The 15,742-nt window shown below is 63.5% G+C and carries 13 protein-coding genes and 1 riboswitch; of the genes, 9 read left to right on the top strand and 4 right to left on the bottom strand.

Annotation, left to right across the window (positions count from 1 at the left end; translation table 11 throughout):
- The first annotated feature begins 62 nt into the window (after nucleotides 1-62).
- From glmU to EL191_RS24235, 5 genes are all read left to right on the top strand, one after another.
- On the top strand, nucleotides 63-1,421 hold the full coding sequence (gene glmU / locus EL191_RS24255; RefSeq protein ID WP_041975581.1) for a bifunctional UDP-N-acetylglucosamine diphosphorylase/glucosamine-1-phosphate N-acetyltransferase GlmU: 1,359 nt from the start codon (nucleotides 63-65) through the stop codon (nucleotides 1,419-1,421).
- A 76-nt stretch (nucleotides 1,422-1,497) separates the two neighbouring features.
- Entirely contained in the window at nucleotides 1,498-2,109 is a 612-nt protein-coding gene (locus EL191_RS24250; RefSeq protein ID WP_017363536.1) for a LysE family transporter, read from the top strand.
- Nucleotides 2,110-2,179: 70 nt separating this feature from the next.
- Nucleotides 2,180-2,953, top strand: a complete 774-nt coding sequence (locus EL191_RS24245; RefSeq protein WP_085982478.1) for a DeoR/GlpR family DNA-binding transcription regulator — start codon at nucleotides 2,180-2,182, stop codon at nucleotides 2,951-2,953.
- 10 nt (nucleotides 2,954-2,963) lie between these two features.
- Nucleotides 2,964-4,814, top strand: coding sequence for a glutamine--fructose-6-phosphate transaminase (isomerizing) (gene glmS / locus EL191_RS24240; protein WP_041975579.1), 1,851 nt, complete (start codon nucleotides 2,964-2,966; stop codon nucleotides 4,812-4,814).
- A gap of 69 nt (nucleotides 4,815-4,883) precedes the next feature.
- Complete coding sequence (locus tag EL191_RS24235) at nucleotides 4,884-5,351, top strand: hypothetical protein (protein ID WP_013717971.1); 468 nt, start codon at nucleotides 4,884-4,886, stop codon at nucleotides 5,349-5,351.
- 63 nt (nucleotides 5,352-5,414) lie between these two features.
- On the opposite strand, the gene map is transcribed toward EL191_RS24235, so the two are convergent.
- Together map and EL191_RS24225 are read right to left on the bottom strand one after the other, a co-directional pair.
- Nucleotides 5,415-6,176: a type I methionyl aminopeptidase gene (gene map / locus EL191_RS24230; RefSeq protein ID WP_080764234.1), complete on the bottom strand. Its 762-nt coding sequence runs from the start codon at nucleotides 6,174-6,176 to the stop codon at nucleotides 5,415-5,417.
- Nucleotides 6,173-6,385 carry a ParD-like family protein gene (locus EL191_RS24225; RefSeq protein ID WP_013717969.1) on the bottom strand — a complete coding sequence of 71 codons (213 nt, stop codon included), beginning with the start codon at nucleotides 6,383-6,385 and terminating at the stop codon, nucleotides 6,173-6,175. Before EL191_RS24225 ends, map begins: the two co-directional genes overlap by 4 nt.
- A gap of 171 nt (nucleotides 6,386-6,556) precedes the next feature.
- Here EL191_RS24225 and EL191_RS24220 point away from each other — a divergent pair, with 171 nt between their 5' ends.
- Nucleotides 6,557-6,787 carry a hypothetical protein gene (locus EL191_RS24220; protein WP_012020315.1) on the top strand — a complete coding sequence of 77 codons (231 nt, stop codon included), beginning with the start codon at nucleotides 6,557-6,559 and terminating at the stop codon, nucleotides 6,785-6,787.
- Between the two features lie 221 nt (nucleotides 6,788-7,008).
- Here EL191_RS24220 and cobM read toward each other — a convergent pair whose 3' ends face one another.
- Entirely contained in the window at nucleotides 7,009-7,764 is a 756-nt protein-coding gene (cobM, locus tag EL191_RS24215; protein ID WP_041975571.1) for a precorrin-4 C(11)-methyltransferase, read from the bottom strand.
- On the bottom strand, nucleotides 7,761-8,189 hold the full coding sequence (locus EL191_RS24210; protein WP_041975569.1) for a cobalamin biosynthesis protein: 429 nt from the start codon (nucleotides 8,187-8,189) through the stop codon (nucleotides 7,761-7,763). The genes cobM and EL191_RS24210 overlap by 4 nt, the downstream gene beginning before the upstream one ends.
- Before the next feature lie 86 nt (nucleotides 8,190-8,275).
- Nucleotides 8,276-8,470: riboswitch (cobalamin riboswitch) on the top strand.
- A gap of 95 nt (nucleotides 8,471-8,565) precedes the next feature.
- Between EL191_RS24210 and cobW the strand changes: the two genes are divergently transcribed.
- The 3 genes from cobW (at nucleotide 8,566) to EL191_RS24195 (ending at nucleotide 15,742) form a co-directional block, all read left to right on the top strand.
- On the top strand, nucleotides 8,566-9,615 hold the full coding sequence (gene cobW, locus EL191_RS24205) for a cobalamin biosynthesis protein CobW (protein WP_041975567.1): 1,050 nt from the start codon (nucleotides 8,566-8,568) through the stop codon (nucleotides 9,613-9,615).
- Between the two features lie 91 nt (nucleotides 9,616-9,706).
- Nucleotides 9,707-13,456: a cobaltochelatase subunit CobN gene (gene cobN, locus EL191_RS24200; protein WP_041975565.1), complete on the top strand. Its 3,750-nt coding sequence runs from the start codon at nucleotides 9,707-9,709 to the stop codon at nucleotides 13,454-13,456.
- A 675-nt stretch (nucleotides 13,457-14,131) separates the two neighbouring features.
- Nucleotides 14,132-15,742: an ATP-binding cassette domain-containing protein gene (locus EL191_RS24195; RefSeq protein ID WP_041975564.1), complete on the top strand. Its 1,611-nt coding sequence runs from the start codon at nucleotides 14,132-14,134 to the stop codon at nucleotides 15,740-15,742.

Raw genomic sequence — 15,742 nt, 5'->3', positions numbered from 1 at the left:
TTTTCTGTCGTTTGATTCTGCTGGCACCCTGCGTGCCGGTGGTCGCCAAGGAATCTTCGTTCATGTCGCTCGATATCGTCATCCTCGCTGCCGGTCAAGGCACCCGCATGCGTTCCGCCCTGCCCAAGGTGCTGCACCCGGTGGCAGACAAGCCCATGCTCGGCCACGTCATCGACACCGCGCGCAGCCTGCAGCCCGGCAGCATCCAGGTGGTGATCGGGCACGGCGCTGAAAAGGTTCGCGAGCGCCTGGCCGCCGACGATCTCAATTTCGTCATCCAGGCCGAGCAGCTCGGTACCGGTCACGCCGTGGCTCAGGCTTTGCCGCAGCTCAGTGCCGAGCGCGTGCTAATCCTCTACGGCGATGTGCCGCTGATCGAGACCGCAACCCTCGAGCGTTTGCTGGCCCTGGTCAGCGACGATCAACTGGGTCTGCTTACTGTCGACTTGGCCGACCCGACGGGCTACGGTCGTATTGTGCGCAACGAGCAAGGCGTGGTGCAGGCCATCGTCGAGCACAAGGATGCCAGCGAAGCGCAGCGGCAGATCCGCGAAGGCAATACCGGCATCCTTGCCGTGCCCGGTAAGCGCCTGGCCGACTGGTTGGGCCGTCTGTCCAACAGCAACGCCCAGGGCGAGTACTACCTGACCGACGTGATCGCCATGGCCGTCGCCGATGGCCTGACCGTGGCCACCGAACGTGCCAGCGACGAAATGGAAGTGCTCGGCGCCAACGACCGCATCCAGCTCGCGCAGCTCGAATGTCATTACCAGCAGCGCATGGCTCGCCGCCTGATGGCCCAGGGCGTCACCCTGCGCGACCCGCATCGCTTCGACGTGCGCGGTCAGGTGAGCGTCGGCCGCGACGTTACCATCGACATCAACGTCATCCTCGAAGGCAAGGTGGTCATCGAAGATGATGTGCAGATCGGTCCCAACTGCGTGATCAAGGACTCGGTGCTGCGCAAGGGCGCCATCGTCAAGGCCAACAGCCACCTGGACGGTGCGGAGATGGGCGAGGGCGCCGATTGCGGCCCGTTCGCACGCCTGCGCCCGGGCACCAAGCTGGGCGCCAAGGCCCATGTGGGTAACTTCGTGGAGCTGAAGAACGCAGTAATGGGCGAAGGCGCCAAGGCTGGTCACCTGAGTTACCTGGGCGATGCCGAGATTGGCGCCCGTACCAATATCGGTGCCGGCACCATCACCTGCAACTACGATGGCGCCAACAAATTCCGCACCGTCATGGGTGAGGACGTGTTCATCGGTTCCAATAGCGCGCTGGTGGCGCCGGTCAACCTTGGCGACCGGGCCACGACAGGCGCCGGTTCGGTGGTGACCAGCGATGTGCCGGCAGATACGCTGGCCGTCGGCCGCGCCAAGCAGCGTAATATCGAAGGTTGGAAGCGGCCGACCAAGAAGTGAGTGCCTGGCTTGCCTAAGGCTGCGAGTGCGACTTGAGGCGATAGGGCTGTGGATAACATTGCTGGAGGGGTCTGGAATGTTCGGTGTGACGGATTACGCTGCCTTCGTTGTAGCTTTCATCATCCTGTTGGCCATTCCAGGGCCTGGCAACCTGGCGTTGATCCTGTCCACCGGCAAGGGTGGCATTCGCGGTGGACTGGCCTCGACCTTCGGCATCATCTTCGGTGACCAGGTGCTGCTGTGGCTGGCGGTGGCCGGTGTTGCCGCGCTGCTGAAAGCCTATCCGGCGGCTTTTCATATGGTGCAGTGGCTCGGTGCAGCCTATCTGGTCTATCTGGGGCTGCGCATGATCCTGGCCAAACCCGGTGCAGCGCCGACGCTGGAGATCAAGCCGCGCCAGTATCTGTGGCAAACCCTGGTGATCACGGTCTTCAATCCCAAGGCCATCATCTTCTACATGGCCTTCTTCCCGTTGTTCATCGACCCGCAAAGACATCAGGGCTTGATTACGTTCGGTTTCATGGCCGTGACCATCATGCTGCTGACCTTTCTCTACGGCTTGCTCGTCGTACTGCTGACGCACTTTCTCGCCGAGCGCATGCGCGCCAACCCGCGCATTGCGCGTGGCCTTGAGAAGTTGGCGGGGCTGTGCCTGGTCGGTTTCGGGGTCAAACTGACGCTGAACTGACCGGTGGACGCTTGCGGGCCTTTCGATCATATGTTTTGATTTGCGCCATTATCTTTCGAATCGAAACTTAATCATGTCGAAGCGCAACACGCCGCAACGTCGTCATACCATCCTCGCCTTGCTCGCCGAGCAGGGCGAGGTCAGTGTCGACGCTTTGGCGCAGCACTTCGCCACCAGTGAAGTGACCATCCGCAAGGATCTCGCTGCGCTGGAAAAGAACGGCCTGCTATTGCGTCGCTACGGCGGTGCCGTGCCGGTGCCGCAAGAGCTGTTCAGCGAGCCGACACAGTCCGTCTCCCCATACAAGCATGCGATTGCCCGTGCCGGTGTGGCGCGCATTCGCGAGCACGCGCGGATCATCATCGACAGCGGTACCACCACGGCGGCGATGATTCCGCAGCTTGGCTACAAGCCTGGGCTGGTAGTGATGACCAACTCACTCAATGTGGCCAACGCCCTGCGCGATATCGAACACGAGCCGGTGCTACTGATGACCGGCGGTACCTGGGATCCGCATTCGGAATCCTTCCAGGGCCAAGTGGCCGAGCAGGTGCTGCGTTCCTACGACTTCGATCAGTTGTTCATCGGCGCCGACGGCATCGACCTCGAGCGTGGCACCACCACCTTCAACGAGCTGCTCGGGCTTTCGCGGGTGATGGCCGAGGTGGCTCGCGAGGTCATCGTCATGGTCGAGAGCGACAAGATCGGCCGGCGTATTCCCAATCTGGAACTGCCCTGGGGCAGCGTCCATACCCTGATTACCGACGAGCGCCTGGATACCCAGGCTGCCGAACAGATACGCGCGCGCGGCATCCAGCTGATCCTCGCGCCGCTGGAAAACTAAGGAGAGCCCCATGTGTGGAATCGTAGGCGCCATCGCCGAGCGCAATATCACCCCTGTCCTGGTCGAGGGCCTCAAGCGCCTGGAGTATCGCGGTTATGACAGCGCCGGCGTGGCGCTGCTGACCGAACAGGGTGCACTGGATCGCCGCCGCCGTGTCGGCAAGGTCAGCGAGCTGCAGGCCGCCCTGCAGGCCGAGCCACTGGCCGGGCGCCTGGGCATCGCCCACACGCGCTGGGCTACTCATGGCGCGCCGAGCGAGCGTAACGCTCACCCACACTTCTCCGGCCATGAGCTGGCCGTGGTGCACAACGGCATCATCGAGAATCACGAAGCGCTGCGCGAGCGCCTCAAGGGCTTGGGCTACGTGTTCAACTCCGACACCGACACCGAAACCATCGTCCACTTGCTCGATCACAAGCTGCAGCAGTTCGGCGACCTCTCTGCCGCTCTCAAGGCCGCCATCCCGGAACTGCACGGCGCATACGGTCTGGCGGTGATCAGCGCGAAGCAGCCGGATCGCCTGCTTGCCGCGCGCAGCGGCAGCCCGCTGGTGATCGGTCTGGGTCTGGGGGAAAACTTCCTCGCCTCCGACCAACTGGCCCTGCGCCAGGTCACTGACCGTTTCATGTACCTGGAAGAAGGCGATATCGCCGAGATCCGTCGTGACGGCGTGCAGATCTGGGACGCAGCCGGTCAGCCGGTGCAGCGCGAAGCCGTGCAGTACCACGAAGGTGCCGAGGCCGCCGACAAGGGCGAGTACCGCCACTTCATGCTCAAGGAAATCCACGAGCAGCCCAAGGTGGTGCAGCGCACCCTGGAGAGTCGACTGGGCAGCGACCACGTGCTGGTGCAGGCCTTCGGCCCGCAGGCCGCCGAACTGTTTGCCAAGGTGAAGAACGTACAGATCGTCGCCTGCGGCACCAGCTACCACGCCGGCATGGTCGCCCGTTACTGGCTGGAAGAACTGGCCGGGATTCCCTGTCAGGTCGAAGTGGCCAGCGAGTTCCGCTACCGCAAGGTGGTAGTGCAGCCGGACACCTTGTTCGTCAGCGTCTCGCAGTCCGGCGAAACCGCCGACACCCTGGCCGCGTTGCGCAACGCCAAGGAGAAGGCACCAGGGCAGGGCGGCTACCTGGCCAGCCTGGTGATCTGCAACGTCGGCACCAGCTCGCTGGTACGCGAATCCGACCTGTGCCTGCTGACCCAGGCCGGCCCGGAAATCGGCGTGGCTTCGACCAAGGCCTTCACTACCCAGCTGGTCGGCCTGATGCTGCTGACCCTGTCCCTCGGCCAGGTGCACGGCACCCTGGACAAGGCGCTGGCCGCCGAACTGGTGGAAGAACTGCGCCGCCTGCCGACCCGCCTGGGGGAAGCACTGGCCATGGACAAGACCGTGGAAAAGATCTCCGAGCTGTTCGCCGAGAAGCACCACAGCCTGTTCCTTGGCCGTGGCGCGCAGTATCCGGTGGCCATGGAAGGCGCGCTCAAGCTCAAGGAAATCTCCTACATCCACGCCGAGGCCTACCCGGCCGGCGAGCTCAAGCACGGCCCGCTGGCCCTGGTCGACGCCGACATGCCAGTGGTCACCGTGGCGCCGAACAATGAGCTGTTGGAAAAACTCAAGTCCAATCTGCAGGAAGTCCGCGCCCGTGGCGGTGAGCTGATCGTCTTCGCTGACCAGCAGGCAGGCATGAGCAACGGCGAGGGCACTCATGTGGTGGCCATGCCGCATATCCATGACCTGCTCGCGCCGATCCTCTACACCGTGCCACTGCAACTGCTGTCGTACTACGTTGCCGTGCTCAAGGGCACCGACGTCGACCAGCCGCGTAATCTCGCGAAAAGCGTAACGGTGGAGTGAGCTAGCTCATTCGCTGCCACCCCCCTGGTTCCGCCAGGGGGCGTTTCTCGTTCGTAAAGGTAGACAGGGATGTTGATGAAGCTGGCGCCGAAGAAACGGCGCAATCTGCGTAATTTTTACCTGAGTATCGCGGCTGTGATCGTCATTGCCGGTACGGGTCGTTACTTCGCTCACAGGGCCGAGCAGGAGCGGGTTGCCCAGCAGGCGGAGCTGGCCCAGAGTTTGGCGAGTTTGAACGCCGCGCTTCCCAGGAAGGTCGATGCGCTGACCACACTTGAGTACATCGGACTGATGGGTGGTGACACGATCTTCTACCGGTATCGGATCGACCGCCCCGCGCGGATGTTCTCCGAGGAACTCCTGGCCAGTATGCAAGTACGGGCCCGTAGCGGCCTTGAGCGCCTGGCTTGCAAGGAACCGCAACTGATGGCTGCGATGCGCAAGCATAGGCTCCATCAGGAACATTCCTACCTCGGTCGAAATGGCGTGCTGTTTTCCGTCGAGATTCATCCTGAACAGTTGAATTGCCCAGGTTGACGGCAAGGAAGCTCGGATGGCGGAGGCGTTTATCCGCAGAGGGTTTCCGTGCCTCCAATGTGATCAGTGCGCTTCGTCGGGTCGTAACGTCAGCACCTGAACGCCATCGCGAGTTACCGCCACGGTGTGCTCGAATTGCGCGGAGAGTTGGCCGTCGCAGGTCACCACCGTCCAGCCGTCGCGTAGGGTGCGAACATCCGCTGTTCCCTGATTGAGCATGGGCTCGATGGTGAAGGTCATGCCTTCGCGTAGCGTCAGGCCGGTGCCGGGTTTGCCCCAATGCAGGACTTCAGGCGCTTCGTGCATTTCCCGGCCGATGCCGTGACCGCAGTAGTCGCGAACCACCGAATAGCCGTGCGCACGCGCATGGCTTTCGATTGCATGGCCAATGTCTCCCAGGCGAGCGCCAGGACGTACGGCAGCGATGCCTTTCCACAGAGCTTCGTAGGTCACGCGTATCAGTCGCTGCGCCTGCGGCGATACGTCACCGATCAGGTAGACCTTGCTCGAGTCGGCTAGGTAGCCGTTCTTTTCTAGGGTGATATCGAAATTCACGAAATCGCCTCTGCGCAGAAACTCCTTGGCGCTGGGGACTCCATGGCACACCACCTGGTTACGTGAAGTATTCATGACATAGGCGAAACCATACTGACCCTTGCTTGCCGGGCGTGCCTCGAGTTTCTCGACGATGTACTTATCCACAAGGTCGTTGACCTGCAGGGTCGACATGCCGAGCAGGTCCAGCCGATCCAGATAGCCGAATACGGAGGCTAGTAGCCTGCCGGATTCCGCCATAAGGGCGATCTCCTCAGGTGTCTTGCTCATGACGCATCCGCCATGCGCGGGGGAACGGCCACGCCTGCTGCACGCATTTCCGCGGCCATCACTTCATTGAAACTCAGCGCCGGGTTCATCTCACAGAGCATACCGATGCGTATCCAGAAGCCGGCCTGGGCGTTGATCGAGCGGTTCGAGACGCTGCTTGCCCGGCGAATTTGGTCATGCAACTTATCATCGATATTGACGATACCCACGGTGCTCTCCTATATATGTTTCATATATGAAGCATATATAAACACGAACGGGTTTGATCCCACCAGCATCAGTAGCAGGGACAAATGGGACTCTCTCATCCTTTACACTAGGGCTGCCCGCCTGCCTGAAGTCCGCAAGCGGGCCCGAGTCATGCTGGAACAGGAGAGCGGATGAAGCGCGCAGATGTAAAACGCAGAACAGCCGAGGGCGTTCTATTCGATACTCAGATCATGGCCAATCCGGCCAACATCGCCGAATGGATCGTGTTTTTCAAGAAAGATGCCGGCCGCAGCTTCTTTCTAGTGGATGAAACCGAGCAGGTAGAAACCTTTGCCAGCCTGGATGAAGTGATACCGGAGCTGCGAGGCCTGGGTATCAAGCGGGTCGAGGTGCAGCTCTAGGCGGTTGCTCACAGTTGCCGTGGACCAACATGTGGATATCCTCGTGATACCTGTCTGTAGGCCTTATAAATAGGGCCTCTCAGAGACTTGTACAGAAATTGTTCGTTTACATGTCGGATATCCACAGAGGGCTTGGATAACAGGCTTCCTATCTTGTTTATAAGTATATGAACGCCTTATTTGGCGGGGATCTCAGCAAACTGTACGGTTTCTCGCCAGGCTCAATCGTTACCAAGGCGGTAGAGATGGCTATGAGTGGCGTCATATAGCGCCGACTCTGCAAACGCAGCGGGATCGAGCACCCGCCCAACGAGGATCAATGCCGTGCGGCGAAAGCCCTTGACGGCAACTTTCTCTTCGATATCGGCCAGGGTGCCCAGCACCCAATCCTGATCCGGCCAACTCGCTCTGTGGATAACCGCGATGGGGCAGTCGGCACCGTAGTGCGGCAGCAGTTCGCCAACGATGGCCGCTAACTGGCGCACGCCGAGGTGGATGGCCATGGTCGCGCGATGCCGGGCAAGGTCATGTAACTGCTCACCCTCAGGCATCGGCGAGGTGGTGCCGTAGCGCGTGAGGATCACTGTCTGAGCGATACCGGGCAGGGTCAGCTCGCTTTCCAGCAAGGCCGCGCAGGCGGCGGTGGCGGTAACGCCGGGAATGATCTCGAAGGGAATACCTAGGGCACGCAGCTCGCGAATCTGTTCGCCGATGGCACCGTACAGCGATGGGTCGCCGGAATGCACGCGGGCCACGTCCTGGCCGCGTGCATGGGCCTGGCGCAGCAGCTCGATAATCTCGCCCAGGTGCAGCTCGGCGGTGTTCACCACCTGTTTGGCACTGTGGCCTTGCAGCACGGCCTCGGGCACCAGTGACCCTGCATAGAGAATCACCGGGCAGTTGTGGATAAGTCGCTGGCCCTTGACGGTGATCAGTTCGGGGTTGCCGGGGCCGGCACCGATAAAGTAGACGGTCATGCAAGTTCTCTATCGAAGGTGGCCAGCGCGCAAGTGGCGCTGGCACTGCGGTTTTTCTCGCCGAGCAGGCAGGGCGATGCGCCCATGCGCGCTGCCAGTGCCAGTGCGCAAGGCTCGGCTACGGCAGGGCTGCCTGCAGCTGCCAGGGTCAATGAATTGCCGATTGCCATGGCTTGATAGGTGTTCAGTTGCTCTGGGGCGAAGAACACCAACTCCAGGCCCAAATGCTCGGCCAGGCCATGCAGGCCGGTTTCGTCGCGCTTTTGGGCGATGCTGGCCAGGCCGGCAAGGTTGTCCACCGTCAGCTCATGCCGAGCCAGGCTGTGGGTCAGCAGGTCGAGCAATTCGTCCTGTGCACATCCACGCCGACAGCCTAGGCCGGCAACCACCATGGCGGCGGGGGGATCTAGGTGGCTGGCGGTCATGAGCGGTATTCGTGTGGGAGGGTGGCGTAGCTCATCATGGCACCTGCCAGCGGTCAACCGCGATTGACCGGCCGCCGCGGCCTGCGTAGCCTTCTCGCTTTCGAGGTTCTTCCCGGCAAGCCGCCGGGGAGCTAAGAGGGAACAGGGTCGATGCCCTGGCTGCCCCCGCAACTGTAAACGGTCGCAACTCCTTCGATACACCACTGCCTCAAGCGGGAAGGTGAAGGACGCACAGCGTGCAGACCGTGAGCCAGGAGACCTGCCTCGATAGACCAGCCACTTGCTCGGACGGGGTGATCCGACGCGGCCAGCACGCCCTTGCGTGCCCGCCTGCGCGTACCCGTCCGCCGAACTTATCGACTCCACGGGGCCCCTGATGAAAACCCTCGCCAAACTGCCAGTCACTATCGTCACCGGTTTTCTCGGTGCCGGCAAAACCACCCTGCTGCGCCATCTGCTGGCCAATGCCGGCGGTCGTCGTATCGCGGTGATCGTCAACGAGTTCGGCGAGTTGGGCATCGACGGCGAGATCCTCAAGCAGTGCTCCATCGGCTGCAGCGAGGAGGAGGCCAATGGTCGCGTCTTCGAGCTGGCCAACGGCTGCCTGTGCTGCACCGTGCAGGAAGAATTCTTCCCGGTGATGCGCGAGCTGGTGGCACGCCGTGGCGACCTCGACCATATCCTGATCGAAACCAGCGGTCTGGCCCTGCCCAAGCCGCTGGTGCAGGCCTTCAACTGGCCGGAAATCCGCAACGCCTGCACGGTCGACGCGGTGATCACCGTGGTCGACAGCCCGGCGGTGGCTGCCGGCACCTTCGCCGCCTTCCCCGATCAGGTGGACGAGCAGCGCAAGCTCGACCCCAACCTCGACCATGAGTCGCCGCTGCACGAGCTGTTCGCCGACCAGCTGGCCAGCGCCGACCTGGTCATCCTCAACAAGGCCGACCTGCTCGACGCCGAAGCCCTGGCGGCGGTGCGCGCCGAGGTGGCCGAGGAGCTGCCGCCAGCGGTCAAGGTGATCGAGGCCCATGGTGGTGATCTGCCATTGAGCGTGTTGCTGGGCCTGAACAGTGAAACCGAGCTGCATATCGACAGCCGTCGCACCCACCACGACGATGAAGACGAAGACCACGATCACGAAGAATTCGACTCGTTCCACGTGGAACTACCGGAAACCGAGGAGGCGCGCCTGCTGGCTGCGCTGAAGGATACAGTGACCAAGTACGGCATTCTGCGGGTCAAGGGCTTCGCCGCCATCCCTGGCAAACCCATGCGTCTGCTGGTGCAGGGTGTCGGTCAGCGCTTCGACCGCCACTTCGACCGCGCCTGGCAAGCCGACGAGCAGCGCATCAGCCGCCTGGTGGTGATCGGCCAGCAGCTCGACCGTGCTGCCATCGAGGCCGAGTTGAAGGCGGCGCTGGCCTGAGTGATTGTGGGAGGGGCTTTAGCCGCGATCCGGTTCGCGGATAGTCGCGGCTAAAGCCCCTCCCACGATTCGCGCCTCCCTCGGAGCGAACATGCATCTCCTACGCACCCAGCCCGGCGCCCAACTGCCGGCCGACAGCATCGCCGACCTTGGCCAGACGCCTGCCGAGCTGGTGATCCTGTGCACGGGGGATTCGCACTTGTCGTTGTTGGCCGAAGCCGCCCGGCAACTGCCGGATGACTACCCCAGCCTGCGCCTGACCAGCCCGGCGCAACTGAGCAATAACGCCTCGGTGGATTATTACGTCGAGCAGGTGCTGCAGCATGCCAAGGTCATTCTGATTTCGGTGCATGGTGGCGTCAGCTACTGGCGCTACGGCGTGGAGCGTCTGGTAGAGCTGGGCGCGCGCGGCGCCACGGTGATCATGGTGCCGGGTGATGACAAGCCCGACCCGGAGTTGAATGCCCTCGGCAACGTCAGCGAAGAGGACAGCCAGCGGCTCTGGCAGTACCTGCGGCAGGGCGGCTTGGACAATGCCCGCCAGTTGTTCCGCTGCATCGGCAGCCGCTGGTTAGGGCGAGACGACACATGGCAGGAGCCGCAACCGCTGCCGCGCGTCGGTCTCTATCACCCACAACGCAGTCCTGCCCAGTTAGCCGATTGGCGGGCGCAGTGGCAACCCGCCGCGCCTGTGGTGGCGCTGTTGTTCTATCGTAACCACGTGCAATCGGCGAACACCGCGTTCGTCGATACCTTCTGCGCGCACCTCGTTCGTCAGGGCCTCAACCCGCTGCCGATGGCCGTGGCCAGCCTCAAGGAGCCGGCCTGCCTGGATCAGGTGCAGGCCTGGCTGGACGAAACCAGCGCCGCGTTGATCGTCAATACCACTGGCTTCGCCCTGTCCAACCCCGAGGCGCCGCAGGCGCGGGTGTTCCGTCGTGATATCCCGGTGCTGCAAGCCATCTGCTCGCTGGACAATCAGGCGCAATGGCAGGCCAGCGCCCAGGGCCTGGGCTCGCGTGACCTGGCCATGCATGTTGTGCTGCCCGAGCTGGATGGTCGGCTGATCGGCACCGCCATCAGTTTCAAGGGCCTGGCCTGGCGCAGCGAGCGCAGCCAGAGCGATGTGGTGTGCTACCAGGCGCATGAGCCGGGGATGGCTTATATCGCGGAACTGGCGAGTAACTGGTGCCAGTTGGCGACCAAAAGCAACGATCAGAAGCGAATCGGCCTGATCCTGGCCAACTACCCGACCCGCGATGGTCGCATCGGCAACGGCGTGGGTCTGGATACGCCGGCTGCTGCCCTGAATATCCTCCGCGCGTTACAGGCACAGGGCTATCCGGTGGATAACCTGCCCGATAGCGGCACCGCACTTGTCCACAGCCTGCTCGGCGGCGTCACCAACGACCTCGACGGCCTGGACACACGGCCCTGCGCGCAAAGCCTGGCGCTGGACGATTACCTTGGGTTTTTCCACAGCCTGCCGCTGGCCAACCAGCGGGCGGTGCGCGAGCGTTGGGGCGAGCCGCAGGATGACCCGATGTTCCGCGGCGGGCGGATGATGGTCGCCGGCCTGCGCTTCGGCCTGACCTTCGTCGGCATCCAGCCGGCGCGTGGCTATCAGCTCGACGCCGCAGCGGTGTACCACGACCCCGATCTGGTGCCGCCGCACGGCTATATCGCCTTCTACGCCTGGTTGCGCACGGCCTTTGCCGCCGATGCGCTGATCCACGTCGGCAAGCACGGCAACCTGGAGTGGCTGCCGGGCAAGAGCGTCGGCCTGTCCGAGGGCTGCTGGCCGCAGGCGCTGATCGGGCCGCTGCCGAATATCTACCCCTTTATCGTCAACGATCCGGGCGAGGGCGCGCAGGCCAAACGCCGCACCCAGGCAGTGATCATCGACCACTTGATGCCGCCGCTGACCCGTGCCGAGAGCTACGGCCCGCTGCGCGATCTGGAACGCCTGGCCGACGAATACTACGACGCCAGCCAGCTCGACCAGCGCCGCGCTGTCGAGCTGCGTGGCGAGATTCTGGCCAAGGTGCGCGAGGCCAGCCTTGACCGCGAGCTAGGCCTGCAACTCAACGACGATGCCGACAGCTGGTTGCCGCAACTCGACGCCTACCTGTGCGACCTCAAGGAATCGCAGATTCGCGATGGCCTGCACGTATTTGGCGAGTCGCCCAGTGGACAACTGCGTCGCGACACCCTGCTGGCGCTGCTGCGCATTCCCCGTGGCGACGGTCAGGGCGCCAATGCCAGCCTGCTGCGAGCGTTGGCCCGTGGCCTGGAACTGGGCCTCGATCCGCTGGATTGCGACATGGGCCAGCCCTGGGATGGGCTGCGTCCACAGGCGTTGCAGGCTGTGGATAACAGCCTGTGGCGTACCGTCGGCGATACCCGTGAACGCCTGGAGCTGCTGGCACTGGAGTTGATCGTACGGCGCCTGAACGGAGAGCAAATCGACGCTTTCGGCGCCGAGGTGGCGCTGATCCTCGACGGCTTGGCCGAGCATATCGCGCCGTTGCTGGATGCCTGCGGCGACGCTGAGATGGGCGGCCTGCTGGCGGCACTGGAAGGGCGTTTCGTCCCTGCGGGGCCCAGTGGTGCGCCCAGTCGCGGGCGTCTCGATGTGCTGCCCACCGGGCGCAACTTCTTTACCGTCGACGTGCGCCATCTGCCCACGCCGACCGCCTGGCGCCTCGGCGTGCAGGCGGCTGATCGCCTGCTCGAACGCCATCTGCAGGACGAAGGCGACCACCTGCGCCAGCTAGGCCTGTCGGTGTGGGGCACGGCGACCATGCGCACTGGCGGCGACGATATCGCCCAGGCACTGGCGCTGATGGGCGTGCGTCCGGTGTGGCAGCCCGGCAGCCAGCGCGTCGAGCGCTTCGAGGTGTTGCCGCTGGAACAGCTTGGTCGACCCCGGGTGGATGTGACTCTGCGCGTATCGGGCTTCTTCCGCGATGCCTTCAGCAATTTGATCCGCCTGTTCGACGAGGCCGTGCAGGCGGTGATCGAACTGGATGAACCGGAAGATATGAACCCGCTGTCGGCGCGGGTCTGGCGCGAGTCGCTGGCGCTCAAGGATGGCGGTCTGGATGAAGCCGAAGCGCGGCGTCAGGCCGGCTGGCGGGTGTTCGGCGCCAAGCCGGGCGCATACGGCGCCGGGGTGCAGAACGCCATCGAGGAGCGCCTGTGGCAGAGCCGCGCGGATCTCGCTGAGGTCTACCTCAACTGGGGCGGCTACGCCTACGGCAGCGGCGCCGAGGGCGCGCCGGCGCGGCAGCGCTTCGTCGAGCGCCTGGAGCAGATGCAGGCGGTGCTGCACAACCAGGACAACCGCGAGCACGACATCCTCGATTCCAACGACTACTACCAGTTCCAGGGCGGCATGCTGGCGGCGGTGGAAACCCTGCGCGGGCTAAAGGTGGCCAGCTACTTCGGCGACAACAGCCAGCCGGATACGCCGCGCATTCGCAGCCTAAAGGAAGAGCTGAGCCGCGTGGTGCGTGCCCGCGCTGCCAACCCCAAGTGGATCGAGGGCATGAAGCGCCACGGCTACAAGGGCGCCTTCGAGCTGGCCGCGACCATCGACTACCTGTTCGCCTTCGACGCCACCAGCGAGCTGGTGGACGATCACCAATACGCGCTGCTGACCGATGCCTACCTGCTCGACAGGGATACCCGCGACTTTATCCAGCAGCACAACCCCGGTGCGCTCAATGATATTCTCGAACGCCTGCTGGAAGCCCAACAGCGCGGCCTGTGGGAGAACCCTGGCGAATACCGAGAGGCGCTGGAGAATCTGCTGCTCGATAGTGAGGAGGGCGTGTGAAAGAAACACTGGCCCGTTTAGGCGTATGGTGGCGCCGACCGATTACCCGACGTGAGCGAGTTCGCTCGGCCTGCATCGGTGCTATGGCTGGCATATGGATTGGCTTGTTTTCGTTCATTCTGATCGCCAGCGGCCCTACCAGCCTTGCCGGAATCGGTATCTGGATTCTGTCTGGTGTAGTAGGTAGTGCCGGACTGGCCGCTCTGTTTCCGCGAGTTCTTGGGATCGTTCTTTTCCCTCTGAGCATATGCGGCATAGGTAACTGAGCATGATCTGCTAAACCCCGTAGGGTGGGTTAGCCGTCCGGAAAGGAGGTGGAGTTATCCTCCGACGCAATGGCGGCGTAAAACACCAGTGGAGTTACCGGAGGGCACTCATGGAGGGTTACGCGGCGCGGCACCTTAAGTGTTGGTGGATAGAGCGGTTTCAAGCGCCGCTAACCCACCCTACGGTTTCAGGGGACGCCGTGGAAGGTGCTTTAGCGGCGAAAAGTTCGCGGCTGAAGCCCCTCCTACAGAACTACCCTTGCCGTCAGCCTCCCTGGCTTTTACCCTGGCCGCTCATGTCTTTTTCGGAGTCTCGTCCAATGCGTCAGTAATGCCGTCGTGTTCGCACGACCAGTGATCGATCGCGGCCTCAGCCCGCGCGTATTCACGGCATTGCCTGGAGGCATGGATGACCGGTTCCTCCCTTGTCGCGCTCGAGCGCGTTTCTTTTCGCTTTACCGACGGCGCCACGCTGTTCGAGGCGCTCAGCGAAGTTTTCGATAAACGCCACACCGGTCTGGTGGGGCGCAATGGCGTTGGCAAGAGCGTCCTCGGTCGTTTGCTGGCCGGTGAGCTACAGCCCAGTGATGGGCGCGTTATCCGCCAGGGGCGTATCGCCTATCTGCCCCAGCGCATCGTTGTCGCGTCTGGCGACCGGGTCGTCGACCTGGCTGGTTGTGCGCAGTGGTTCGATGCCTTGCAGCGGGTCATGCGCGGTGAGCCGCATGCCGATGATATCGAGGTTCTCGATGGCCGCTGGGATATGGCCGAGCGATTGGCAAGCGCGCTGCAGGACGAGGGCCTCGGCCATCTCGACCCGCAGACACCTGCCATGCAACTGAGCGGCGGCGAATGCAGCCGCGTTGCCCTGCTCGGCGCATGGCTGGCCGAGGCGGACATGCTGATTCTCGACGAGCCCGGCAACCACCTCGATCTGCTCAGCCGCCGGCGCCTTGGCCAGCGCCTGGCGAGCTGGCGCGGCGGCCTGGTGTTGATCAGCCATGACCGTGAACTGTTGGCTGGCATGCAGCGTATCGTCGAGCTGTCCGCAGCCGGCTTGCGCAGTTACGGCGGCGGCTACGCCTTCTACCAGGCCCGCCGCGAGCAAGAACGCGAGGCCGCGCAGCAGACGTTGGACAGTGCCCGTGTCGAGCGCAAGCGTGGCGAGCGTGAACTGCGCCAGCAGCAGGAACGCCAGCAACAGCGTAGTGCCAGCGGCCGCCGTCAGGGCAAGGACAGCAACCAGGCGAAAATCCTGCTCGGCATGCAGAAAAGCCGCAGCGAGAATAGCGCCGGGCGTACTGCCAAGCGCCTGGAGGATCGCCGCCAGCAGCTCGATGCGCAGGTACGCGAAGCCGCCTCGGCGCTGGTAGAGGAACAGTCGGTGATCCTGCATGGACAAACCGAGCCTCTGCCGCCAGGGCGTCGGGTGCTGTACTGGCGTGATCTGCGTGTGCCGTTCGGTGCGACGCCGTTACCGGATTTCGAGCTGTTCGGCTCGCGCCGGGTTGCCGTGCTCGGCCCCAATGGCTGCGGCAAGTCCAGCCTGCTGGCGGTGCTGGCCGGCCGCCTGGCGCCGCTGGCGGGCGAGTGCCGCGTCGAGGTGCCCTGGGCCTTGCTCGACCAGCATCTGCACGGGCTGGATGCGCAGGAGTCGGCCCTGGAGCATCTACAGCGGTTGACGCCGGGCAGCGCCGAGAGCCTGTTGCGTACACGTCTGGTGCACTTGGGGGTGGATGCCGAGACGGCGCTGCTGCCCAGCTCCAGGCTCAGCGGCGGTCAGCGCCTGAAAGTTGCGCTGGCGGGTGTGCTGGCGCGTGACCCGACGCCGCAACTGCTGTTGCTGGACGAGCCGGACAACCATATCGACCTCGACTCGCGCCTGGCCGTGGAGGCACTGCTACGGGACTACCGTGGTGCGCTGCTGGTGGTCTCCCATGACGCCGTGTTCGTCGATGCGCTGATGCCGAGCGAGCGGTTCCTATGGACTGCCGACGGTTGGCGGCATGAACGCTGCTGA

Origin of the sequence: Pseudomonas mendocina (assembly GCF_900636545.1) — a bacterium.
Taxonomy (GTDB): domain Bacteria; phylum Pseudomonadota; class Gammaproteobacteria; order Pseudomonadales; family Pseudomonadaceae; genus Aquipseudomonas; species Aquipseudomonas mendocina.
The sequence above is the reverse complement of the archived record's forward strand: the minus strand, read 5'-3'. Positions and strand labels throughout refer to the sequence as shown.